Raw genomic sequence first — 24,710 nt, 5'->3', positions numbered from 1 at the left:
GAAGTGAAACGCCGTAGCGCCGATGGTAGTGTGGGGTCTCCCCATGCGAGAGTAGGGAACTGCCAGGCATCAAATAAGTGAAGAAGCCCATCCTGACGGATGGGCTTTTTTGCGTGTGCGGTAACTGTAAAAATGTAGGCCTGATAAGCGCAGCGCCATCAGGCAACCTGCACCGCCGGATGGCAGCTTCGCCTTATCCGGCCTACAAGGAACGTGCTTTCTCTAACCACCGCAAAATGAAGACAGAAATCTGCGATACATCATTAAGATCCAAAACGGGTACCGCTACGGCAAGTGGAATATCACTGGCAACCGCAATAACATGCTCATCAAGAATTAATTCTTCCTCGTTGTGCCCACATCCCTGACGAAAAAGTAAGATCTTCGCAACTGCTTCGTGTTTAAACCCTTCTACCAGCACCAGATCCAGTTTTGATGCATCCATCCGACTCACCAGCCATGCCAGATCCAACTCTTCTTGCTCCGGCGTTTCAGTCATTAACGCCCAGCGCTGCTGACTGGCAACCAGCGTCTGTGCCGCCCCGGCCTTACGTAATTCGTAGCTATCTTTACCCGGTTTATCGACATCCATATCATGATGGGTATGCTTAATCAGCCCTGGCCGAATACCGTGCGCACAAAGTGCTGGGATCAGTTTTTTCAGCAGTGTTGTTTTTCCCGTGCCGCTCCACGCGGCAATGGCGAGTAGCGGTATCATGGTCTCTTTTGCCATTGCGCGAGTTCCTCCGGCGTGTTGACGTTCACAAATGCCTCCTTACAATCGCTGAAATCAACGGCGTGTCCGCCTACCCGGCGCATAAAAATCATTACCCGCCGCTCGCCTGCTTGCAAATAATCTGTCAACTGGGGCTCAACGGCACGATTAATCAACGCGATCGTTGGATGATCGCGTTCTCCATCATGAACCCAAACCACGGGTGCGCCATGACGCTGCGCTGCTAAACGATCGACCAGGTTGTGGGGGATACAGGGATTGTCACAGGGACAAAACAGAAACCAGTCGCCTGCTACCTGCTGAAAAACGGAAAGCATACCCGCCAGCGGACCGGGAAAGTCAGCGATTGAATCCGGAATGACTTTCAGGCCGCTGGCCTGGTAGATATCCAGATGGCGATTAGCACTAATGACGACCGTAGCAAGTTGTGGCGCGAGCGCGTCGGCAACGTGTCGCCAGAGCGGTTTCCCGTCCAGTTCAAGCAGACCTTTATCCGCACCTCCCATCCGCCGGGCTTTACCGCCTGCCAGCACCACGCCGGTTATTACTTCATCCAGATTCACCGATATCGCCTCTTTTATTGTGGGATTGACCCTGCTACCGTGTCTGTATCAAGAATAAGGAGCACAGCTATGAAATGTAAACGCCTGAATGAAGTCATTGAACTCCTCCAGCCAGCCTGGCAGAAAGAGCCTGATCTTAATCTGACGCAATTTTTGCAGAAACTGGCGAAAGAGTCAGGTTTTGACGGCAAACTGGAAGATTTAACTGATGATATCCTGATCTACCATCTGAAAATGCGCGATTCCGCCAAAGACGCCGCCATTCCGGGGATTCAAAAAGACTATGAAGAGGACTTTAAAACGGCGCTTTTACGCGCCCGCGGCGTTATTAAAGAGTAAAACCTTGTAAGCGGCGCCACCGAAATCGTCACGAAATGATATCCTGAATCATTCGTAGTATTTTCCGGATGATGGGATGAACGACAACGCTTTTACTTTCCAGACGCTACACCCGGAAACCATCATGGATGCGCTGTTTGAACAGGGGATCAGGGTGGATTCCGGGCTGACTCCACTAAACAGTTATGAAAACCGCGTCTATCAGTTTCAGGATGAAGACCGTCGACGTTTTGTCGTTAAGTTTTATCGTCCTGAACGCTGGTCTGTTGATCAAATTCGGGAAGAACACCAATTCGCGCTTGAACTGGTGAAGGATGAGGTTCCGGTTGCTGCTCCGCTCGCGTTTAATGGCCAGACGCTGTTAGCGCATCAGGGCTATCATTATGCCATTTTCCCCAGCGTAGGCGGTCGTCAGTTTGAAGCAGACAATATTGATCAGATGGAGGCGGTAGGGCGTTATCTTGGTCGATTGCATCAGACGGGGCGAAAACGTCCTTTCACTTTCCGGCCTGACATTGGGCTTGCAGAGTATCTTTTTGAACCTCGTCAGGTATTCGAAGATGCCGCACTGATTCCCTCCGGGCAAAAAGCGGCTTTCCTGAAAGCCACTGATACTCTACTGTCTGCAGTTACCGAATGCTGGCGCACCGATTTCGCCACGCTGCGATTGCACGGCGATTGTCATGCCGGCAACATTCTATGGCGTGATGGACCGCTGTTTGTCGATTTAGATGATGCCCGTAACGGTCCGGCGATACAGGATTTATGGATGCTGCTGAACGGCGACAAAGCCGAACAGCGAATGCAGCTTGAAACCATTATTGAAGCTTATGAAGAAGTTAGTGAGTTCGATACGGCTGAAATTGGCCTCATTGAACCTTTACGTGCCATGCGTTTAGTTTATTATCTTGCCTGGTTGATTCGTCGTTGGGGCGATCCTGCGTTTCCAAAAAACTTTCCCTGGTTAACAGGGGAAGATTACTGGCAGCGACAGACAACGACTTTTATTGAGCAGACTAAAATTTTGCACGAACCCCCTTTACAATTAACGCCAATGTATTAATCGGAGAGAGTTGATCATGAAAAAGATTTGGCTGGCGCTGGCTGGTATGGTTTTAGCTTTTAGCGCCTCGGCAGCACAGATCAGCGACGGTAAACAGTATATCACGCTGGATAAACCGGTCGCTGGCGAACCCCAGGTACTGGAGTTTTTCTCCTTCTACTGCCCACATTGTTATCAGTTTGAAGAAGTGCTTCATGTGTCTGACAATGTGAAGAAAAAGCTGCCGGAAGGCACCAAAATGACCAAGTACCACGTTGAGTTCCTGGGGCCGTTGGGCAAGGAGCTCACCCAGGCATGGGCGGTGGCGATGGCGTTGGGTGTAGAAGATAAAGTCACGGTCCCGCTGTTTGAAGCCGTACAGAAAACCCAGACAGTACAATCTGCCGCGGATATCCGTAAAGTGTTCGTTGATGTGGGCGTCAAAGGCGAAGATTACGATGCGGCATGGAACAGCTTCGTGGTGAAATCACTGGTTGCGCAACAGGAGAAAGCCGCGGCTGACCTGCAACTGCAGGGCGTTCCGGCGATGTTCGTCAATGGCAAATACCAGATTAACCCACAAGGCATGGATACCAGCAGCATGGATGTTTTTGTTCAGCAGTATGCTGATACCGTGAAATATTTGGTTGATAAAAAATAAAAAGAACGCCGGTCACTGACCGGCGTTTTTATAAGATGTTTTAATCTCTTCTATCTGTATATCTTTCTTATCCCACAGCGTATTAAGCCAACGTTGAAAACGGCGTTTGAATGTTTTGTCGTTCACGTAATCGCCGTGCAGTTCTTCATTTATGGGTTCCAGTTGCACCCGAACAACAATACGCGTCAGCCTACCACTTAGCATATCGTAGAAGGGGTGGCGATCGTTGTTTGGGTAACACAACGTAATATTAAGCAGCTTATCGAACTGTGAGCCTAAAACATTAATCGCCATTGCAATCCCGGCTGCTTTTGGCGGCAACAGATGTTGATAGGGGGAATGCGTTTGCTGGCGTTTCTCATGCGTAAATCGCGAGCCTTCAACAAAGTTAACGATAGTGGTGGGATACCGACGAAACTTTTCGCAAGAGCGACGAGTTGTTTCAACATCTTTGCCGCGTCGATCGGGGTGGCGGAGCAGGTAGCTACGGGAGTAGCGCTTCATAAACGGCATATCTAATGCCCAGCACGCCAGGCCAATGAACGGCACCCAGGCCAATTGCTGTTTAAGAAAGTACTTATTCATTGGGATATGCTTGCGGAACAGAACGCAAAGCACAACGATATCGGCCCAGCTACGATGATTACAAATCAGTAAATACCAATTTTTCTTGCTCAGCCCTTCTAACCCTTCTACATCCCATTGCAAGTGCGGATTAAGGCGTAACAGCGCTGCAAGACCAGCACACCAGCAATACATCATGAAATTGCAGAAAATGGAGACCTTGCGCCAGATACCGGGAACAGGCAAAAGGAGCTTTACCATACCGGCAATGATGATCGGTACTGAGCAAACAATAGTGACCAGGATGGTCAATACGATACTCAATGGGAGCGTGATAGCCGCGAGTATTCTCGTCATAATAAATTATTCAAAAGTTAGCCATAAACGGTGCGCGAAAAGGGCGCAAGAGGCTGATTCTATCAGAAAACGATGCTAATGATGGCGCTGAGTGAAATAGAAACACTCGTAACAACTATCCACATTATGATAACGGCATGAATCAGATAATCAGAAAAACGTGATGTTAACAACTCATTGAAAATAATGGGTAATTATTAAGAGGAGAAGGCTATCGCGCTGATTTTAAAGTAATGGTAAGAATTTACACACAAAGTTATCCACAGGTTTTTTTGCGAGCGATCCTGAAGATCGACAAAACTTTTCCGCAAATGCGGCGAAAAACTCAAGTTTTCCTCCTGTATGTGGCATCCTTTAACCATAATCTGTTAAACAGGCACGGACATTATGGTTCAGATCCCAGAAAACCCACTTATTCTCGTAGATGGCTCATCCTATCTCTATCGCGCCTATCATGCGTTTCCGCCGTTAACCAACAGCGCGGGAGAACCTACGGGCGCAATGTATGGTGTCCTCAACATGTTGCGCAGCCTGATCATGCAGTATCAGCCGACGCATGCTGCGGTGGTGTTTGACGCCAAAGGAAAAACCTTCCGTGATGAGCTCTTTGAACATTACAAATCGCATCGTCCTCCGATGCCGGATGATCTGCGTGCGCAAATAGAGCCGTTACATGCCATGGTTAAAGCCATGGGGTTACCTCTGCTGGCGGTCTCTGGCGTAGAAGCGGATGACGTTATCGGTACACTGGCGCGAGAGGCGGAGAAGGTGGGGCGTCCGGTATTAATCAGCACTGGCGATAAAGATATGGCACAGTTGGTGACGCCGAATATTACGCTGATCAACACCATGACTAACACCATCCTCGGCCCGGATGAAGTCGTTAATAAGTACGGCGTGCCGCCTGAGCTAATTATCGACTTTCTGGCGCTGATGGGGGACTCCTCGGATAATATTCCAGGCGTACCTGGCGTGGGTGAGAAGACGGCGCAAGCTTTGCTTCAGGGATTGGGCGGCCTGGATACGCTGTACGCCGAGCCGGAAAAAATTGCCGGCCTCACTTTCCGCGGCGCCAAAACGATGGCCGCTAAATTAGCGCAGAATAAAGACGTAGCGTACCTGTCTTATAAACTCGCCACCATTAAAACGGATGTTGAACTGGAGCTGACCTGCGAACAGCTTGAAGTACAGCAGCCGATTGCGGATGAACTGCTGGGCCTGTTTAAAAAATATGAGTTTAAGCGCTGGACGGCGGACGTTGAGTCCGGCAAATGGCTACAGGCAAAGGGCGCGAAACCGGCGGCCAAACCGCAGGAAACGGTCGTTATTGATGAATCGCCCAGCGAACCGGCAGCGGCGCTCTCTTATGAAAATTATGTCACTATTCTGGACGACGTTACGCTGGAAAGCTGGATTGAAAAGCTGAAAAAAGCGCCAGTTTTTGCTTTCGACACGGAGACCGACAGCCTGGATAATATCGCCGCCAACCTGGTGGGCCTCTCGTTTGCCATCGAACCTGGCGTTGCCGCGTATGTACCTGTCGCGCATGATTATCTGGACGCTCCGGATCAAATTTCCCGCCAGCGTGCTCTGGAACTGCTGAAGCCGCTGCTGGAAGATGAAAAAGTGCGCAAAGTGGGGCAAAACCTCAAGTACGATCGCGGCGTCTTGCAAAATTACGGTATTGAGCTGCGCGGTATCGCCTTCGATACCATGCTTGAGTCTTACATTCTGAACAGCGTCGCCGGACGCCATGATATGGACAGCTTGTCCGATCGTTGGCTGAAGCACAAAACTATCACCTTTGAAGACATTGCCGGTAAAGGTAAAAACCAGCTCACCTTTAACCAGATCGCACTGGAGGAAGCGGGGCGCTATGCGGCAGAAGATGCGGATGTCACGTTACAGTTGCATCTCAAAATGTGGCCAGAGCTCCAGCAGCACAAAGGCCCGCTGAATGTTTTCGAAAACATCGAAATGCCGCTGGTGCCGGTGCTGTCACGCGTTGAGCGCAATGGCGTAAAAATCGATCCTGCCGTCCTGCACAAACATTCGGAAGAAATCACACTACGTCTGGCGGAACTGGAAAAGAAAGCGCATGACATTGCGGGCGAGGCGTTCAACCTGTCCTCAACGAAGCAGTTGCAGACCATCCTGTTTGAAAAGCAGGGTATTAAGCCGCTGAAGAAAACGCCTGGCGGCGCGCCGTCAACGTCGGAAGAGGTGCTGGAGGAGCTAGCGCTGGACTATCCGCTGCCGAAAGTGATTCTGGAGTATCGTGGTCTGGCGAAGCTAAAATCCACCTATACCGATAAGCTGCCGCTGATGATTAACCCGAAAACCGGGCGCGTCCACACCTCCTATCATCAGGCGGTAACGGCGACGGGACGTTTATCGTCCACCGATCCGAACCTGCAAAATATTCCGGTGCGCAATGAGGAAGGCCGCCGCATTCGTCAGGCATTTATTGCGCCTGAGGATTATCTCATCGTATCTGCGGACTATTCACAGATTGAGCTGCGTATTATGGCGCATCTTTCCCGTGATAAAGGACTGCTTACGGCGTTCGCCGAAGGGAAGGATATTCACCGCGCAACGGCGGCGGAAGTCTTTGGCTTGCCGCTGGATAGCGTGACCGGGGAACAGCGCCGAAGTGCGAAAGCCATTAACTTTGGCCTGATTTACGGGATGAGCGCCTTCGGTCTTTCTCGCCAGCTTAATATTCCGCGTAAAGAGGCGCAGAAGTATATGGATCTCTACTTCGAACGCTACCCTGGCGTGCTGGAATATATGGAGCGCACACGCGCTCAGGCAAAAGAACAAGGTTATGTGGAAACGCTGGAGGGACGCCGCCTTTACCTGCCGGATATTAAATCCAGCAACGCGGCGCGGCGCGCGGGGGCGGAACGCGCGGCGATCAATGCTCCCATGCAAGGAACGGCTGCCGATATCATCAAGCGCGCCATGATTGCCGTCGATGCCTGGCTACAGGCCGAGCAGCCGCGCGTGCGGATGATTATGCAGGTACACGATGAATTAGTGTTCGAGGTGCATAAAGACGACTTAGATGCGGTATCAAAACGTATCCATCAGTTGATGGAAAACTGCACGCGTATTGATGTGCCGTTGCTGGTGGAAGTCGGTAGCGGAGAAAATTGGGATCAAGCGCACTAAGCATTTAAGGAATAACGCGCTTTTTTCGTAATTAAGCAACATAAGCACGGGGGTTTTGTGATGGGTATTAGAATTCCCTATGTAAAGAATGAAAAAAAATTACGAAAAGGTCTTTCTGTGTTGCTCAAAAAAGAGTAAAGTTATTCACGTAGGGTACAGAGGTAAGATGTTCTATCTTTCAGACCTTTTACTTCACGTAATCGGATTTGGCTGAATATTTTAGCCGCCCCAGTCAGTTTATGACTGGGGCGTTTTTTATTGGGCGTAAGAAAAGTTTCGCTCGCACCGTAGGCCGGATAAGACGCGCAGCGGCGCCATCCGGCATAGCGGATGATTATTCCCCGTCCTGAATCTCTTCGACCGGTGCCAGTTCGCTAAACCAGCTATCCAGCTTCTGACGTAACTTATCCACTCCCTGCTTTTTCAGCGAGGAAAACGCTTCTACCTGCACATCGCCATTAAAGGCCAGCACGGCTTCACGTACCATATTCAACTGCGCCTTGCGCGCGCCGCTGGCCAGTTTGTCCGCTTTGGTCAGCAGAACCAGAACCTGGATATTGCTCTCTACAGCCCACTGGATCATCTGCTGGTCGAGGTCTTTCAACGGATGGCGGATATCCATTAAAACGACTAAGCCCTGTAGGCTTTGACGTTTCTCCAGATATTCCCCCAGCGCGCGTTGCCACTTGCGTTTCATCTCTTCCGGGACTTCCGCGTAGCCATAGCCCGGCAGGTCGACCAACCGTTTGCCATCTACGACTTCAAACAGGTTAATCAATTGGGTACGGCCCGGCGTTTTAGAGGTGCGCGCAAGGCTTTTTTGGTTGGTCAACGTGTTCAGGGCGCTGGATTTGCCTGCATTGGAACGGCCAGCAAAAGCCACTTCAATTCCGCAATCGGAAGGTAAATGGCGAATATCAGGCGCACTCATCACAAAATGCGTCTGTTGATAATTCAGGTTAGTCAAAGCGGTCGTCTCCGTCAGTCAAAGCATTGTGGCGATTATACCTGAACGCCAGCAAAAGACGGATTTTTCGGCGCGTCGGTGCTGTAAGCAAAAGCCATACGCTTTGTGAGACATTGTCCATTGCACTTATGCGACATGACAGAGTCGTTGTCAGGCTCAAAGCCAGTTAATATAGTTAAATCATGAATTTATAGAAAGGTAATTGTCTGAAAAAAAGGGATTTGCCGTGTCGGTATCTTGTGAGTTTACCCCAAAAGAGTAAAGTAATGCACATAGCGAGGACGCTAACAGGATCAACGACTCAGGATGAGGGTCAGGAGCGCCAGGAGGCGAAGACACAGGATTGTCAGGAAGACAAACGTCCGGAGACGTTAGTAAAAGGAAATGGAAACAACATGGAATGTTCCAGGCTAAGGGAAAAACAGGGCGTGTTGATAGCCAACAGGGATGGTGGAACCCGTTAAGGGTCGTGAGTCAAGAAAAAAGGCGGCAGATTACTCTGTCGCCTTTTTTCTTTGCTTGCTTTCTGCTAGATTCCGCCTCAATTCTATACTGAATAAAACGGCTTAAAGATCTGACATCATGAAAAAACCAACCTCTGCACCGCGCAGTAAAGCCTTTGGCAAACAGCGTCGTAAAACGCGTGAAGAGTTAAACCAGGAGGCGCGCGACCGTAAACGCCTGAAAAAACATCGCGGTCATGCGCCGGGAAGTCGCGCGGCGGGCGGCAATTCCGCTTCGGGCGGCGGCAATCAGAATCAACAAAAAGATCCACGTATTGGCAGTAAAACACCTGTTCCATTGGGCGTGACTGAAAAAGTGACCCAACAGCATAAACCGAAAAGTGAGAAACCTATGCTTTCACCGCAGGCGGAGTTGGATTTACTGGAAACGGATGAGCGCCTGGATGCGCTGTTAGAACGTCTGGAAGCGGGCGAAACCCTGAGTGCGGAAGATCAAGCCTGGGTAGATGCCAAACTGGATCGTATTGATGAACTGATGCAGAAGCTTGGTCTGTCTTACGATGACGACGAAGAAGACGACGAAGAGGACGAGAAGCAGGAAGATATGATGCGCCTGCTAAGAGGCGGCAACTAACGGGTTTACACCGTGGGCTTGCCCGTCCTGCTTATAACCCTTCCGGTTATATGTTATCTGGTGTGGTTATTCGTTAAACTACAGCGATTGTCGCGGCGACAGAAATGGCTGCGCAGCCGGCTTGCCGCCCGTCATGGCGTGAAGCCGGTACGCCGTACCCGCCAGAGACGCCATCGGAAGGAGTGAGCATGTCTGAACAGCAAATAGACTGGGATCTGGCCCTGATCCAGAAATATAACTATTCCGGGCCACGATATACCTCGTACCCAACCGCGCTGGAGTTTTCTGAAGACTTCGAGGACGCCGCATTCTTGCAGGCTGTGGCGCGTTATCCTGAACGTCCGCTCTCGCTGTATGTGCATATCCCGTTTTGTCACAAGTTGTGTTATTTCTGCGGCTGCAACAAGATTGTCACCCGCCAACAGCATAAAGCTGACCAGTATCTTGACGCGCTTGAGCAGGAAATTCGCCATCGCGCGCCGCTGTTTGCAAACCGTCATGTCAGCCAGCTTCACTGGGGCGGCGGTACGCCTACTTACCTGAATAAAGCGCAAATCAGCCGCTTAATGACGCTGTTGCGTGAAAATTTCCACTTTAATACCGACGCGGAAATCTCGATCGAAGTCGATCCCCGTGAAATTGAGCTGGATGTGCTCGATCATTTACGTGCGGAAGGTTTTAACCGCCTGAGTATGGGCGTGCAGGACTTTAATAAAGAGGTGCAGCGCCTGGTTAACCGCGAGCAGGATGAAGAATTCATCTTTGCGTTGCTTAATCACGCCCGCGATATCGGCTTTACCTCGACCAATATCGATTTGATCTACGGTCTACCGAAACAGACGCCGGAAAGCTTCGCTTTCACGCTGAAGCGTGTGACGGAACTGAACCCCGATCGTTTGAGCGTCTTTAACTATGCGCATCTGCCAACGCTTTTTGCCGCCCAGCGTAAAATTAAAGATGCCGATTTACCCAGCGCGCAGCAGAAACTGGATATTTTGCAGGAGACGATCGTATCGCTTACTCAGGCCGGTTATCAGTTTATCGGGATGGACCATTTTGCCCGTCCGGACGACGAACTGGCCGTCGCGCAGCGCGAAGGCGTGCTGCACCGTAATTTTCAGGGCTATACGACCCAGGGCGATACCGATCTGCTGGGGATGGGGGTTTCTGCTATCAGCATGATTGGCGATGGCTACATGCAGAACCAGAAAGAGCTGAAGCGTTATTACCAGCAAGTGGATGAGCGGGGCAATGCGCTATGGCGTGGCATTACGCTGACCCGTGATGATTGCATTCGTCGCGATGTTATCAAAGCGCTGATTTGTAACTTCCGCCTGGATTTTAACGCTGTCGAACAGCAGTGGGGTTTGCATTTCGCTGAGTATTTTGCCGAAGATTTGCAGTTACTGTCGCCGCTGGCGAAAGATGGGCTGGTGGATATTAGCGAGAAGGGAATTCAGGTGACGGCGAAAGGTCGTTTGCTGATCCGCAATATCTGCATGTGCTTTGATGCTTATCTGCGCCAGAAAGCGCGGATGCAGCAGTTTTCGCGCGTCATTTAGCCGGGTTGCCCGGTGGCGCTGCGCTTACCGGGCCTACACGTTGCGACAACCTGTAGGCCGGATAAGCATTAGCGCCATCCGGCACATTGTCAGCTGAACAGTCCCACCAGCGCGGCACACAATACGGCGGCTAGCGCAGTTTGTGGCGTGTGGCTGTCGACCGCTCCACTCGATACCAGATTAATAATAGATTCTAACATAATGAATCCCCCCGTTTGCCGGGCATGATCATACTGAACTCATCGGAACAGTAAAGCGCAAAATAGCAGCGTTTTGCGCTCAATTATTAATCTTTACACTCGCGGGTAATGCTTACTCCATTCCCAGCTCTTTCAACTTCCGCGTTAGGGTGTTTCGCCCCCAACCGAGCAGCCTGGCGGCTTCCTGTTTATGACCCTGCGTATGGCGTAACGCCGTGGTCAGTAGCGTTCTTTCCAGTTCTGGCTGCGCTTCAGAAAGCAGGTTTTGATGACCGGATCGCAAGGCGCGGTCCGCCCATTGCGCCAGTAATGTCGCCCAGCTATCCGGCGGCAGGTGGGACGGGCTATCCGGCGCCGAGGCTTCAAACAGTTCGCCCGGTAAATCCTGGATCAATACTTCCTGTCCGGCGGCCATGACGGTGAGCCAGCGGCAGGTATTTTCTAACTGACGCACGTTACCAGGCCATGCCAGGCGCGTTAACGCCGTTTCGGTTTCCGGATGTAATAATTTGGCTTCCACGCCTAATTCACGGGCGGCGACCTGCAAAAAATGGCGCGCCAGGCGCGGAATATCCTCACGGCGCTCGCGCAACGGCGGAAGATGGATACGAATCACGTTCAGGCGGTGGAACAGGTCTTCGCGGAATTTCCCTTCCTGAACGCGTCGTTCGAGGTTCTGGTGGGTGGCGGCGATAATGCGCACATCCACTTTTACCGGCGCGTACCCGCCCACGCGGTAGAACTGTCCGTCAGCCAGCACGCGTAACAGACGAGTCTGGACATCCAGCGGCATATCGCCAATTTCGTCCAGAAACAGCGTACCGCCGTCAGCCTGCTCGAAACGGCCCTGCCGGATGGTATTCGCCCCGGTAAAAGCGCCTTTCTCATGGCCAAACAGTTCGGATTCAATCAAATCTTTCGGGATGGCCGCCATATTGAGCGCGATAAACGGCGCTTTGGCGCGTGGGCTATGGCGGTGAAGCGCATGGGCGACCAGTTCTTTACCGGTCCCTGATTCGCCGTTAATCAGCACGCTAATCGAAGAACGCGACAGCCGACCAATAATGCGAAACACATCCTGCATGGCGGGCGCTTCGCCTATCATGTCTGTTGTCGGGCCGTTAACCTCGATATTACGCGGCTGTTGCTGCTCCTGATAGTGGCTAATCGCGCGCTCGACCAGAGCGACGGCTTCATCAATATCAAACGGTTTAGGCAGATAATCAAACGCCCCCTGCTGATAGGCGCTCACGGCGGCATCTAAATCGGAATGTGCGGTCATAATGATGACCGGAAGCATCGGGTGACGCTGTTTAATCTGCTTTAATAGCGCCAGCCCGTCCATTCCCGGCATTCGGATATCCGACAGCAAGACGTCCGGCGTTTTACTGGCCAGCGCAGCCAGTACTTCATTACCATTCTCAAAGGTGGTACAGGTCAACCCTGCCCCGGCGAGAGCACGCTCAAGCACCCAACGGATGGAACTATCATCATCGACGACCCAGACTATTCCTCGTTGCATAAACACCTCTATTTCCGAATCGGCAGGTAAACCGAAAACTCGGTATGCCCCGGCCAACTGGTAAATTCAATTTTGCCGGCGTGTTGATCGATAAGATTGCGGGCGATAGATAACCCAAGCCCGGTGCCGCCTTCGCGACCGCTGACCATCGGGTAGAACAGCGTATCCTGTAAATGGGGAGGAATGCCCGGCCCATTGTCTTCAACGTCTATACGCGCCGCCAGGCGATAGCGTTCGCCATGCAGCGTTAACTGGAAGGCGGTACGGGTACGCAGCGTAATTTCGCCGCCATCCGGCCCCAGCGCCTGCAAGGCATTGCGGACAATATTCAGCAGTACTTGCTCAATTTGTTCCGGATCGTGCGGCAGTTCTGGCAGACTGGGGTCGTAATCGCGGATAAGCCGGACATTATCCGGCAGTTCCATCGACACCAGCGCCACCACGCGCTCCGCGACTTTATGTATGCTCTCGGTAATGTGCATTCCCGGGTGCTGCGGCCCCAGCAAACGATCGACAAGGTTGCGTAGCCTGTCGGCCTGTTCAATGATGACTTTGGTATATTCCATTAGCGCCGGGTCGGGCAGCGCCTTGCTGAGTAGCTGCGCCGCGCCGCGCAGGCCGCCGAGCGGATTTTTGATTTCGTGTGCCAGACCGCGCACCAGATCGCGGGCGGCGATTTGCTGCGCGTGCTGCAACTGCTCCTGACTCAGACGACGCTGGTTATCCATCGGCGCCATTTCGAGCAGTATAAAATCGTCGGGCAGACGTTGGGCGGTCAAAGAGAGAATATGCGAGCGACTATCAATCACCAGCGTCACTTCGTTATCGGTAAAGCCTTGCCCTGCCGCTAAACTTTCGCGCATCAGGTCAATGTTTAACGAAAAATAGCTCAACAGTTCAGGTAACGGCGTCCCGAACAGTTTGCGTGAGCTTTGCGCGAGCAACTGCTGCGCGGCAGGGTTGGCGTAATGGATTGCCAGCGCGTCGTCGACCACCAGCACGCTGTTGATTAACGAATTGAGGATCTGCCCAGCATCGGGCTGTATGCCGCTTGCCATTCAGCAGTCTCCTGGAAAAGGTTGCACCATTTTAGTGCATTATAGCTTTTTACCACTAAAAAGCGCGTGAGATCAGATTGTTGGTGGAGAAAAAAGCCCATCCTGGGATGGGCTGAAAGTTTCCACGGCAACTCAAAAACTCCTGACGCCTTTCACGCTGCTGCTGCGTTGGCTGCCTTCGCTTACCCCAGTCTCATCGCTATCTATGCTCCTGGGGATGTGCTCAGTTGCCGCCTTGCAGCAACGCGAAATTCGTCGGATTTTTAATATACGATTAAACGCTGTAGTACAGCTCAAACTCTACCGGGTGCGGGGTCATACGCACGCGGTCATCTTCTTCGCGACGCAGCGCAATATACGCATCGATCGCTTCATCCGTGAACACGCCGCCTGCTTTCAGGAACTCGCGGTCCAGGTCCAGCGCGTTCAGCGCTTCTTCCAGAGAACCCGCTACCTGTGGGATCTCTTTCGCTTCTTCCGGCGGCAGGTCATACAGGTTTTTGTCCATGGCTTCGCCCGGGTGAATCTTATTCTTAATCCCGTCCAGACCGGCCATCAGCAGGGCGGCAAAGCACAGATATGGGTTAGCCGCCGGGTCCGGGAAGCGAACTTCGATACGGCGCGCTTTCGGAGACGCCACCACCGGAATACGGATGGAGGCGGAACGGTTACGGGCGGAGTAGGCCAGCATCACCGGCGCTTCGTAACCCGGGACCAGACGCTTGTAGGAGTTGGTGGTCGGGTTCGCCAGGGCGTTGATGGCTTTGGCGTGTTTGATGACGCCGCCGATGTAGTACAGCGCCTGCTCAGACAGACCGGCATATTTGTCGCCAGAGAACAGGTTGGTGCCGTTCTTCGCCAGCGACATGTGGCAGTGCATACCGGAACCGTTATCGCCGAACATCGGTTTTGGCATAAAGGTCGCGGTCTTACCGAAGCGGTGAGCCACGTTATGTACGACATATTTGTAAATCTGAATTTCGTCGGCTTTTTTGGTCATGGTGTTAAAGCGGGTCGCCACTTCGTTCTGACCTGCGGTCGCTACTTCGTGGTGGTGCGCTTCAACGACCAGGCCCATCTGCTCCATGACCAGACACATTTCAGAACGGATATCCTGCGCGGAGTCAACTGGCGGAACCGGGAAATAACCGCCTTTCACGCCCGGACGATGGCCTTTGTTGCCGCCTTCGTACTTGGTAGAGGAGTTCCAGGCGCCTTCAATATCGTCAATCGCCACATGTGAGCCGGAGATAGATGCGCCGAAGCGGATGTCGTCGAACAGGAAGAATTCAGGTTCCGGCCCAAACAGGACGGTATCGGCGATACCGGTCGCGCGCAGGTAGTCTTCCGCACGTTTTGCGATGGAACGTGGGTCACGGTCATAACCTTGCAGAGTGCCAGGCTCCAGGATGTCGCAACGGATAATCAGGGTAGAGTCCGCGAAGAACGGGTCGATAACCGCAGTGGACGCATCGGGCATCAGCACCATGTCGGATTCGTTAATGCCTTTCCAGCCGCCGATAGAGGAGCCGTCAAACATTTTGCCTTCTTCAAAGAATTCGGCATTTACCTGATGAGCAGGAATCGTGACGTGCTGTTCTTTGCCTTTGGTATCGGTGAAGCGCAGATCGACAAACTTCACTTCGTGCTCGTTCAGCATCGTCAAAACGTGTTCAGCGGACATACTTGTACTCTCCCGGATTGGTCATGGTCGGTCGTCGTGGTAACGAGATCTTCAATTCTGCTGGCCGTGTCGCCGTAAAAATATAAAGCGAAATCTGTGCCAACTTTCACATTGCCCCTAAAAGGCGTTATCATGCGCACCATCGTGCAAAAGGGCTGCACCACGGTGACTATGTTGCACCAAAATAGTGCTTTAATGTGAACATTAAGCACCACATTGGTGCAATAGAACGCAAGCCACCCTTTTAACGCTCCGTGAAAGCGATCACAAAGAGACTCTGCAATACTTGTTTGCGGAGGATGTTTGTGATCCTGTTTTGTAGTGCGATTAATCCGTGTACAATAACGCGCTATTTCTAATGCCTGAGGCAAAGTTGTGATCGAAAATTTGCGTAACATCGCCATCATCGCGCACGTTGACCATGGTAAAACTACCTTGGTTGATAAGCTGCTCCAGCAATCCGGTACGTTCGACGCGCGTGCCGAAACTCAAGAGCGAGTGATGGACTCCAACGATTTGGAGAAAGAGCGTGGTATTACTATCCTCGCTAAAAACACCGCTATTAAATGGAATGATTACCGTATCAACATCGTTGATACTCCCGGGCACGCTGACTTCGGTGGTGAAGTAGAGCGCGTCATGTCCATGGTTGACTCTGTGCTGCTGGTGGTTGACGCATTTGACGGCCCGATGCCGCAAACGCGCTTCGTGACCAAAAAAGCCTTTGCTCATGGCCTGAAACCTATTGTGGTTATCAACAAGGTTGACCGTCCTGGCGCGCGCCCTGACTGGGTTGTTGACCAGGTATTCGACCTGTTTGTTAACCTCGACGCGACCGACGAACAGCTGGACTTCCCGATCATCTACGCTTCGGCGCTGAACGGTATCGCGGGTCTGGACCACGAAGATATGGCGGAAGACATGACCCCGCTGTATCAGGCGATCGTTGATCATGTTCCGGCGCCGGACGTTGACCTCGATGGTCCGTTGCAGATGCAGATCTCCCAGCTGGACTACAACAACTATGTTGGCGTTATCGGCATTGGCCGTATCAAACGCGGCAAAGTGAAGCCGAACCAGCAGGTCACTATCATCGATAGTGAAGGGAAAACCCGTAACGCGAAAGTAGGTAAAGTGCTGACGCATCTGGGTCTGGAGCGTATCGACAGCGATATCGCCGAAGCGGGCGATATCATTGCGATCACCGGTCTGGGCGAGCTGAACATTTCCGACACCATCTGCGACCCGCAGAACGTTGAAGCGCTGCCGGCGCTGTCCGTTGATGAGCCAACCGTGTCTATGTTCTTCTGCGTTAACACCTCGCCGTTCTGCGGTAAAGAAGGTAAGTTTGTGACTTCTCGTCAAATTCTTGACCGTCTGAACAAAGAGCTGGTACATAACGTGGCGCTGCGCGTTGAAGAAACCGAAGATGCGGATGCGTTCCGTGTATCCGGTCGTGGCGAACTGCACCTGTCCGTGCTGATTGAAAATATGCGTCGTGAAGGTTTCGAACTGGCGGTTTCCCGTCCGAAAGTTATCTTCCGTGAAATCGACGGTCGTAAACAAGAGCCGTACGAAAACGTGACGCTGGACGTCGAAGAGCAGCACCAGGGGTCTGTCATGCAGGCGCTGGGCGAGCGTAAAGGCGACCTGAAAAACATGAATCCGGACGGTAAAGGCCGCGTACGTCTCGACTACGTGATCCCAAGCCGTGGGCTGATTGGTTTCCGTTCAGAATTTATGACCATGACTTCCGGTACGGGTCTGCTGTACTCCACCTTCAGCCATTACGACGATATTCGTCCGGGTGAAGTGGGCCAGCGTCAGAACGGCGTACTGATCTCCAACGGTCAGGGTAAAGCGGTGGCGTTTGCGCTGTTCGGTTTGCAGGATCGCGGTAAGCTGTTCCTGGGTCACGGCGCGGAAGTTTACGAAGGCCAGATTATTGGTATTCACAGTCGCTCCAACGACCTGACGGTAAACTGCCTGACCGGTAAGAAACTGACCAACATGCGTGCGTCCGGTACGGATGAAGCGGTGATTCTGGTTCCGCCAATTAAAATGAGCCTTGAGCAAGCGCTGGAGTTCATTGATGACGACGAACTGGTAGAAGTCACCCCTACCTCTATCCGTATCCGTAAACGTCACCTGACGGAAAACGATCGCCGCCGTGCGAACCGTGGTCAGAAAGAAGAGTAATTAACGCTCTTACGGATAAAAACCCTGCCGAAATGAAAACTCGGCGGGGTTTTTTTATTCACATTGATAAAGGGATAAGGTTGCCAAAAAATCAGCAATCGCTGGCGTATTATGCCGACCAATGACAATGGTCAGCGAGCGAAGCTTTGGCAGATCTTCATCGGTTAACATCAAATTAATGAGCTGTTCCTGGGTTAATTCATTGTCCCAATCAATATTAAATCGCTTATTCATTTGTTTCCCTTCTCTATAAGCATGAATATGGTAAAACGCTTTACGAATATTATCATGGCGCTTAGGGGCGGGATATCGGGAGTCTGATTCAGGATGAATGAGCGGGCAGAACAACTACCCGCTGTGATGCAGATTCGGAAAATAGAGGCGATAATATCAGAAGAAATACTTCGCCCCGATACGAATCTGGTTTTGCTCTCTATGGTAGGGGCCCACGTTACGATCTAACCAGCGTAATTCAAAATAGGGCAACCAGTGTTCATTGATACGATAACGGAAGGTATTAGTGATTTCCCAATGATGCTTCGTACCATTACTACTATTAAAATCATTAACGTTATAAAAATAGTGTGGTTCAAAGGTATAAGAAAATTTATCGGTAATGATAAAATTCCAATAGTTACCGATTTCATAGCTGTCATTATTATCCAGTTCGCCATTCAAATCGGTTGAACTATAATTATTGTGATTATATCGGTTACGTACCGTAAGATTAAACCACGGGGTAAATTTATAGTTAACATCCAGATAGACGGCGCCGCCGGAACCAATGCTTTTGTCGTTTATTAACCCACCAGGCTGGATGGTTAATTTATCTGTAGGTTTAAATAACGGATACCAGCCCTCAATCTCATTATAACCGTGCTTTAATTCATCATCACGCTGTAGCGTATAGGTATTGGTCAACATAATTCCGGCACCCATATCGGAGTTATAGCCGACGCGCAGCATAAACTCCATTTGGTCAGACGCCAGGTTATAGGCCTCACGGTTTTCTACATAAGCGCCAGCAAAAACAGAGGTGGATATTACTGAAGTTAATATCACTAGAGTATTCAGAGATTTCATAATAAATCCATTTTTCAAATATAGGGAAGCCGCCATCCATCGGGATGGATAAAGCGGCAAGCGTCGTTTAATTATTTACAGTAGAAATACTTTGTTTATTATTAGTCGCGACAATTTGATTACCTGTTTTCTTTCGTTGGGCAATTTCCTCGATAATAAAAGCGAAACGTTGTTCATTGAGCTTATAAAAAAAGCCCATCGTTAGTGCTGCGATAATGGCAAGACCGCAAGGCCATAAAAAAATGAGCTGACGCAAACCAAGCAACGTGGTGTCACTTTGAGCTATGTTGGGGATATAACCGATTTGCGTCAGCATAATACCTGGCAAAAAGCCAGCAAGCGCAGCGGAAATTTTGCGGGAAAAGGTATAACCCGTATACACCGAGCCTTCAGCGCGAATACCCGTTTTCCATTCACCGTAGTCAACCGTATCCGGAACCAGCGCCCAGTTCAGGCTGTTGACGAAAGCGGTACCGAAGAAGGCGATACAAGAGAAAATAACAAACAGGAATGACGTTCCACCCCAGATAAAATTCAGGATATCGCCAACGGCCCACAATATCAGACCACCAAGATAAACCTGTTTTTTCCCGAAGCGTTTTACCGCAGCAGGTACTAATAAAACACCAATCAGGATACAGCCCATGCTGAAAAAACCCATCCATGACAACAAATGAATATCGTTCAGCACGTACTGAGTGTAATAAACCTGAATGGCCAGCTTGATATTAAAGGCGGCCAGCGTGCACAAATTGGCAACGCAGAGCACCAGCAGCGGCGGATTACGAAAAATCGCGCAGAAGGACTTCAATATGCTGGGTTTATGCGTGTCAGGTACGGTTTCGATATACCGTTCTTTCACCCCGCTAAAGCACCACCACATGCTGAACAGCCCGCAGACCGAAAAGATGACTGCTGCAATCAGATAACCCAGCGAAGGGGAACGGGTAAACAGCGCCTGAATGGGCATAAAACCTACGGTACAAAGAAGAAGGCCAATGGTAGCGCCGCCTTGTCGCCATGCGGCGAGCTGGGCGCGCTCATGCGGATTTTTGGTAATAGCGGGTACCATCGCGCCGTATGAGCAGTTCATCAGGCTGTAGAACAGACCGAACAACATAAACAGCACCGTCGCGAAGGCTGTTTTAACGGGTAAAGTAAAGTGAGTGGCAAAGAATTGCGCAGTAGCAACCAGAGCCACCGGAAATGACGCATACAGAATAAAAGGCCGAAACTTTCCTTTTGCGCCAATATTACGGCGTGAGTCCAGCAATACGCCGGTGAGCATATCGGTAAAAGCGGTGAAGAATTTCGCCACCAGAAAGATAATTCCACCGTAATATGCAGGCATCCCGAGTTCATCGGTATAAAACTTCAGTAGATACAGCGTACCGATACACAGCATCAGATTTGAGCCGAAATCGCCCACGCCATAGGCGCATTTTTCCCGCAGGCTCAACTTTAGCGTTAGCGGATCATGATTAGACATAATCGCCTCTCAAAACGCCCCGCAGGGCGTTATATTTTATTGTTGTTAAACCGTATGTTTCCGGGCCTCAATCTCTTCCACAATTCGCACGTACATCTTCTCGTTGAGGTTGTAGAAACAGCCCATCGCAATAATGGTGATGACCGCCAGCACGCAAGGATAAATAAAGATCAACTGGCGTAGGCCTTCGACGGTGCCTGCCGATTGCACCACATTCGGGATATAACCGATTTGCGTCAGCATCCAGCCGGGGAAGAACCCTGCCAGCGCCTGGGAGACCTTACGGAAGAAGGTGAAGCCGGTGTAAACCGTCCCTTCCGAGCGGACGCCGGTGCGCCATTCACCGTACTCCACCGTGTCGGAAACCAGCGCCCAGTTCAGGCTGTTGACGAAGGCGGAACCGAAGAACGCCAGGCAGGAGAAGGCGACAAAACTGACCGAGCCGCCGCCAAAGAAGTAGTTGAGCAGATCGCCCGCCACCCATATTAACAGCCCGCCGATATAGACTTTCTTCTTGCCAAAACGCCTTACTGCGCCGGGCATCAAAAAGACGCCGATAAAAATACAGCCCATGCTAAAGAAGCCCATCCAGGAGAGGAGGATCGGGTCGTTAAGAACGTACTGGGTGTAATAAACCTGAATCGCCAGTTTGACGTTGAAGGCGCCGAGAGTACAAAGGTTGGCGATACACAGAATAAACAGCGGACGGTTACCGGCGATGGCGCGGAACGACTGCAATAATCCGGGCTTTTGCGCGTTATCGACAGGTTTCACTTCGACGTAGCGCTCTTTAACGCCGGCGTAGCACAGCCACATAAATAGCAGGCCAAACAATGAAAATAGCGTGGCGGCGAAAATATAGCTGAGTTGGGCATTGCCTTCGATCAGGTTCATGACCGGCACAAAGCCAACGGTACACAGCAGCAGGCCGAGAGTGGCGCCTCCCTGGCGCCAGGCAGCAAGCGAGGCGCGTTCATCCGGGTTCTTGGTAATCGCCGGCACCATCGCGCCATACGAGCAGTTCATCATGCTGAAAACCAGCCCGTACAGCATAAACAGTATCGTTGCGACGACGGTTTTTCCCGTCACCTCAAACGGTGTGCCGACAAAGTTAGCAATCGCCAGTAGCGTTACCGGAAATGCCGCGTAAAGCACGAACGGGCGGAATTTGCCCTTCGGACCAATTTTACGCCGCGAGTCGAGCATAATGCCGGTACCCATATCGGTAAATGCGGTGAAAAATTTGGCGATAAGGAAAATGATCCCGCCGTAAGTCCCTGGTAAACCCAGCACATCGGTATAAAATTTGAGTAAATAGAGGGTCCCGATATCTAACAGGATATTGGAACCTAAATCCCCCAGTCCATAGGCAAGTTTTTCTTTAAACGGCAAGCGTAGGGTTGCCGGATTCGATGATGTTTGACTCATTATTCTTCTCCATCTGCCCGCAGGTTTCCCTGCGGGCGAGCCGTATTAGATATTCCGTAAAGAAGCAAAAAGTGAAGCCCACTCGCTCTTCGCGCGATAGAAGACCGGCGGCTTGCCAATGGGCGCATCCACGGTAATTTCACCGCCGTGGTGAACTTCGCCGGTCCAGATATTCACCCAGTGATCTTCCGGCAGGTACAGCGTCCAGTCGCAACGCCCCTGCTCGTGAACCGGCGCGACCAGCAGATCCTGACCGAGCAGATATTGATATTTCAGGGTGTAGGTTGCGGCATCGTTCTCGTAGTGCAGGAATAGCGGACGCATGACCGGCAGACCGGTAGCCGCGTTTTGCGCCACCGCCTGCTTGAGATACGGTTTCAGCGTGGTAAAGACGGTGGTCATGCGGGCAAAGTGGGCAATAGTTTCCGCGTCGCCGTCGAACTGCCAGTTATCGCCGGGGCGGTTGCCTTCATGGGTGCGCATCATCGGCGTAAAGGCGCTGAAATCGCACCAGCGCAGCAGCAACTCTTTGCTGCGTTTCATGTCAAACAGGGTGGTGTAGCCGCCGATATCGCTGTGATGCAGACCATGGCCGGTCATCGCCAGCGACAATGCCGCAGGTACTACCGAGGCCAGACCATCATCAAGGCTCCAGTCAACGTTCTGGTCACCTGCCCACATCATGGTGGAATACTTCTGGCTACCGGTGTAACCCGCACGCATAAAGAACAGGATCTCGCCGAGTTTGCCGGTCTCCTGTAGCGCTTCGTAGTTACATTTCGCCCACAGCGCAGGCCAGGCGTTATGCATGATCTCGGCGCTGACGCCGTTGTGCAGATACGTGTCGGTCGGCAGATATTCGCCGAAATCCGCCATCCAGCCGCTGCAGCCGAGCGCGATCATGTTCTTTTTGATGACGTCTTTGAACCAGTCGTAAGCTTCAGGATTGGTCAGATCGACCACGCCGCCATAGAATTCGCCAAACTCGACCAGATAGTCGCCGCCCGTGGCGTCTTTCGCCAGATAGCCGTGTTTCGCCGCCTCGGCGCAGAGGTCTTTATCACTGGCGACGTATGGATTGATATAAGAGAGGAACTGGACGCCTTCTTCTTTCCACTGTTTGATCCGGCTATCCAGTTGCGGATAGTTGTCGCTATTCCACTTCCAGTTCCACATCACGCGCTTGCCAAAGGAGGTCATGCGGATACCGGACCAGTCCTGCGCCCAAATACCGTTCACTTTTACGCCAGCGTTGCGCATGGTATCCAGTTTTTTCTGGCAAACTTCCGTACCGCCCTGAATGCCTAACGTGACGCCGTCGTAAACCCAGTCCGGCAGCTCCGGCTGGCGGCCTAACAGCGCAGTCAGTTTTTCCAGCAGGGCGATGTAGGTGTCGGCACACTCAAAACGCAGCGTAGTTTTATCTTCCCACAGCGCCAGTTCGTGATACTCCGGCGCGCTGAAGTCGAAATTCATATAACAGCTATTTTCAACGTGGCAGTAGTATTTTTGCGTGCTGACAAAGGTCGGTTGCGGGAAGAAGGTCCAGTAATAGTCGCCGCCGGCGTTCTCTTTGCAGTCTGCCTGCCAGGTGACATAGCTGGTTTTATTACGGCCAACGCCCTGTTCGCTGGTCCACAGCGGGAACGGCTTGCCGCGCAAATCGAAATAAGAGAACTGTTCGCCGCAGCCGTAGATATGGTCGTCTGGATTAGCTGCGAGGCGTAACCAGATACGGTTATGGTGCAGGTCGTCGTTTTGCAGATCCAACGTCAGGCGTCCCGCCTCATCGGCGGAGATGCGAAGGGTGGCGCTAATTGTTGCGCCACGGCTGAATTGTACCAGCCAGCCGTCGGGTAGCTCGCTGACGGTGGCCTCCGTTAATGCAATCTTTTCGTTAAGTTTGTCTTTGATGCTGAAGTTGCCGCGGAACATATCAATGTCGGCAACGCCCGCGCCAATCCACAGACAGGGGTTTTCGGCGCTGTGGCGTAAAATCAGGCGCTGCTGCCAGCTAAGCGCAAAACCATCCTGTGATGTTGTCAGTTCAAAATCGGTTGACCGTTGTGGTAGAGAATTCATTGTAATCTCCGTGAATGTAGGGTAATTCGGTAATCCATTTGGGCTAGTCACAGCCGATGGAAAAATGCAGTTGATGGATCGCTTTTGGGGCAAGATGAATCAGCGCGATCCCGGAATTAAATGCATCGGGCGGGCAGCTCATAGGCTCTACCGCGAGACCTTTTCGGCTGAGTTTTTCGCCGGTATAGATCTGTAGCCAGGGTTGATTGCTGCGTAAAAATGTAGACATGTTCTGCGTTGGGCTGGTAAGTCTGACCTCCCACTCAGCCGGGGTAGTCGCGGTCTTAACCGCATGATCAAGGCGCGTTTCGCCGAGCAGGCATGATGCGGAAAAATCCCTGCCTGCGGGCAATTCTTCGCTTGCAGGCAGTGTTAATACACAGCTATCGATGCTTTGCAGATTACAAGTCAAATAAGGATGTGCGCCCGCGCCATAAGGGGCTGATTCATCGCCAATGTTTTGCGTACGAATCAATACGCGCAGCCCACTGGCGGCATCTAACCGATAAATTACTTCCGATATCAACGCAAAGGGATAGCCGTAAGAGGGCGGCAGAAAAATCGTTAGCGACGCTTCCGTCGCCGACTGATAATTAATCTGCCAGTCTCGCCAGGCTAACAGACCGTGAATGGCGGTCTGCGAAACCGGGTCGTTAACGGCAAGCTGGAAAACCTTGCCGTTATAGGAGTAGCAGCCATTTGTCACGCGATTGGGCCAGGGAATCAATACTTTCCCCAGATGCGCCATGGGTATTTCTTCCGGTTTATGCGGGATGACCACATGGCGTCCATGATGGGTCAGTTCCGCCAGACCTGCGCCAACCGTGACGATTTTCGCCTGGTAATGGCCCGCATTAAGCTGAATAGTTTTTCCACCGCTGTGCATGGCTGCCATCCTCATG

The 24,710-nt window shown here is 51.6% G+C and carries 21 protein-coding genes and 2 pseudogenes; 8 read left to right on the top strand and 15 right to left on the bottom strand.

Going from position 1 to position 24,710, the window contains the following annotated elements; translation table 11 throughout:
* Positions 1-202 precede the first annotated feature (202 nt).
* Both mobB and mobA read right to left on the bottom strand, forming a co-directional pair.
* Complete coding sequence (mobB, locus tag ACLJRE_RS20465; RefSeq protein WP_072196355.1) at positions 203-718, bottom strand: molybdopterin-guanine dinucleotide biosynthesis protein MobB; 516 nt, start codon at positions 716-718, stop codon at positions 203-205.
* Positions 715-1,299, bottom strand: a complete 585-nt coding sequence (gene mobA / locus ACLJRE_RS20460) for a molybdenum cofactor guanylyltransferase MobA (RefSeq protein WP_023212207.1) — start codon at positions 1,297-1,299, stop codon at positions 715-717. The genes mobB and mobA overlap by 4 nt, the downstream gene beginning before the upstream one ends.
* 69 nt (positions 1,300-1,368) lie before the next feature.
* On the opposite strand from mobA, the gene ACLJRE_RS20455 reads away from it, so the two are divergent.
* The 3 genes from ACLJRE_RS20455 (at position 1,369) to dsbA (ending at position 3,341) form a co-directional block, all read left to right on the top strand.
* Entirely contained in the window at positions 1,369-1,638 is a 270-nt protein-coding gene (locus ACLJRE_RS20455) for a YihD family protein (RefSeq protein ID WP_000649858.1), read from the top strand.
* 76 nt (positions 1,639-1,714) lie between these two features.
* Positions 1,715-2,701, top strand: a complete 987-nt coding sequence (locus ACLJRE_RS20450; RefSeq protein WP_000999264.1) for a serine/threonine protein kinase — start codon at positions 1,715-1,717, stop codon at positions 2,699-2,701.
* Between the two features lie 16 nt (positions 2,702-2,717).
* On the top strand, positions 2,718-3,341 hold the full coding sequence (gene dsbA, locus ACLJRE_RS20445; RefSeq protein WP_023212206.1) for a thiol:disulfide interchange protein DsbA: 624 nt from the start codon (positions 2,718-2,720) through the stop codon (positions 3,339-3,341).
* 12 nt (positions 3,342-3,353) lie between these two features.
* Here dsbA and ACLJRE_RS20440 read toward each other — a convergent pair whose 3' ends face one another.
* Entirely contained in the window at positions 3,354-4,262 is a 909-nt protein-coding gene (locus ACLJRE_RS20440) for an acyltransferase (RefSeq protein ID WP_000196890.1), read from the bottom strand.
* A 387-nt stretch (positions 4,263-4,649) separates the two neighbouring features.
* Between ACLJRE_RS20440 and polA the strand changes: the two genes are divergently transcribed.
* Positions 4,650-7,436, top strand: coding sequence for a DNA polymerase I (gene polA / locus ACLJRE_RS20435; RefSeq protein WP_000249961.1), 2,787 nt, complete (start codon positions 4,650-4,652; stop codon positions 7,434-7,436).
* 334 nt (positions 7,437-7,770) lie between these two features.
* Here polA and yihA read toward each other — a convergent pair whose 3' ends face one another.
* On the bottom strand, positions 7,771-8,403 hold the full coding sequence (gene yihA / locus ACLJRE_RS20430; protein ID WP_000183327.1) for a ribosome biogenesis GTP-binding protein YihA/YsxC: 633 nt from the start codon (positions 8,401-8,403) through the stop codon (positions 7,771-7,773).
* A gap of 239 nt (positions 8,404-8,642) precedes the next feature.
* Between yihA and ACLJRE_RS20425 the strand changes: the two genes are divergently transcribed.
* The 3 genes from ACLJRE_RS20425 to hemN all read left to right on the top strand — a co-directional run bounded on the left by ACLJRE_RS20425 (position 8,643) and on the right by hemN (position 11,063).
* A complete protein-coding gene (locus tag ACLJRE_RS20425) occupies positions 8,643-8,867 on the top strand; it encodes a hypothetical protein (protein ID WP_001541209.1) in 225 nt (74 codons plus the stop codon).
* Positions 8,868-8,985: 118 nt separating this feature from the next.
* Complete coding sequence (gene yihI / locus ACLJRE_RS20420; protein WP_000743292.1) at positions 8,986-9,501, top strand: Der GTPase-activating protein YihI; 516 nt, start codon at positions 8,986-8,988, stop codon at positions 9,499-9,501.
* Positions 9,502-9,689: 188 nt separating this feature from the next.
* On the top strand, positions 9,690-11,063 hold the full coding sequence (gene hemN / locus ACLJRE_RS20415) for an oxygen-independent coproporphyrinogen III oxidase (RefSeq protein ID WP_000003528.1): 1,374 nt from the start codon (positions 9,690-9,692) through the stop codon (positions 11,061-11,063).
* A gap of 89 nt (positions 11,064-11,152) precedes the next feature.
* Here the strand turns inward: hemN and ACLJRE_RS20410 are convergent, their stop codons facing one another.
* The 4 genes from ACLJRE_RS20410 to glnA form a co-directional block, all read right to left on the bottom strand.
* The gene (locus ACLJRE_RS20410) at positions 11,153-11,263 is read right to left on the bottom strand and encodes a YshB family small membrane protein (protein ID WP_001578131.1); all 111 of its coding nucleotides are present in this window, start codon (positions 11,261-11,263) and stop codon (positions 11,153-11,155) included.
* Positions 11,264-11,375: 112 nt separating this feature from the next.
* Positions 11,376-12,785: a nitrogen regulation protein NR(I) gene (gene glnG, locus ACLJRE_RS20405; protein ID WP_001188782.1), complete on the bottom strand. Its 1,410-nt coding sequence runs from the start codon at positions 12,783-12,785 to the stop codon at positions 11,376-11,378.
* An 8-nt stretch (positions 12,786-12,793) separates the two neighbouring features.
* A complete protein-coding gene (gene glnL, locus ACLJRE_RS20400) occupies positions 12,794-13,843 on the bottom strand; it encodes a nitrogen regulation protein NR(II) (RefSeq protein WP_000146189.1) in 1,050 nt (349 codons plus the stop codon).
* Between the two features lie 274 nt (positions 13,844-14,117).
* Positions 14,118-15,527, bottom strand: a complete 1,410-nt coding sequence (glnA, locus tag ACLJRE_RS20395; RefSeq protein WP_001271699.1) for a glutamate--ammonia ligase — start codon at positions 15,525-15,527, stop codon at positions 14,118-14,120.
* A gap of 375 nt (positions 15,528-15,902) precedes the next feature.
* Between glnA and typA the strand changes: the two genes are divergently transcribed.
* On the top strand, positions 15,903-17,726 hold the full coding sequence (gene typA / locus ACLJRE_RS20390) for a ribosome-dependent GTPase TypA (protein ID WP_000572064.1): 1,824 nt from the start codon (positions 15,903-15,905) through the stop codon (positions 17,724-17,726).
* 54 nt (positions 17,727-17,780) lie between these two features.
* Here the strand turns inward: typA and ACLJRE_RS20385 are convergent.
* From ACLJRE_RS20385 to ACLJRE_RS20355, 7 genes and pseudogenes are all read right to left on the bottom strand, one after another.
* Positions 17,781-17,852: pseudogene (locus ACLJRE_RS20385) on the bottom strand (hypothetical protein); the annotation flags it as partial.
* A pseudogene (locus ACLJRE_RS20380) lies at positions 17,853-17,960 on the bottom strand (cytoplasmic protein); the annotation flags it as partial.
* 156 nt (positions 17,961-18,116) lie between these two features.
* Positions 18,117-18,809 (bottom strand): porin OmpL, encoded by a 693-nt coding sequence (ompL, locus tag ACLJRE_RS20375; RefSeq protein ID WP_000838828.1) that lies wholly within the window; start codon positions 18,807-18,809, stop codon positions 18,117-18,119.
* Positions 18,810-18,876: 67 nt separating this feature from the next.
* Complete coding sequence (locus ACLJRE_RS20370; protein ID WP_000064888.1) at positions 18,877-20,298, bottom strand: MFS transporter; 1,422 nt, start codon at positions 20,296-20,298, stop codon at positions 18,877-18,879.
* A gap of 45 nt (positions 20,299-20,343) precedes the next feature.
* Entirely contained in the window at positions 20,344-21,726 is a 1,383-nt protein-coding gene (locus tag ACLJRE_RS20365; protein WP_000084245.1) for an MFS transporter, read from the bottom strand.
* Positions 21,727-21,771: 45 nt separating this feature from the next.
* The gene (locus ACLJRE_RS20360; RefSeq protein WP_023207330.1) at positions 21,772-23,808 is read right to left on the bottom strand and encodes an alpha-glucosidase; all 2,037 of its coding nucleotides are present in this window, start codon (positions 23,806-23,808) and stop codon (positions 21,772-21,774) included.
* Between the two features lie 43 nt (positions 23,809-23,851).
* The gene (locus tag ACLJRE_RS20355) at positions 23,852-24,709 is read right to left on the bottom strand and encodes an aldose-1-epimerase (protein ID WP_015406200.1); all 858 of its coding nucleotides are present in this window, start codon (positions 24,707-24,709) and stop codon (positions 23,852-23,854) included.
* Position 24,710: the final 1 nt, after the last annotated feature.

Source organism: Salmonella sp. SAL04157 (assembly GCF_046551635.1).
Lineage (GTDB): Bacteria > Pseudomonadota > Gammaproteobacteria > Enterobacterales > Enterobacteriaceae > Salmonella > Salmonella enterica.
Note: the sequence above shows the minus strand (reverse complement) of the source record. Positions and strands in the feature narration are given on the sequence as shown.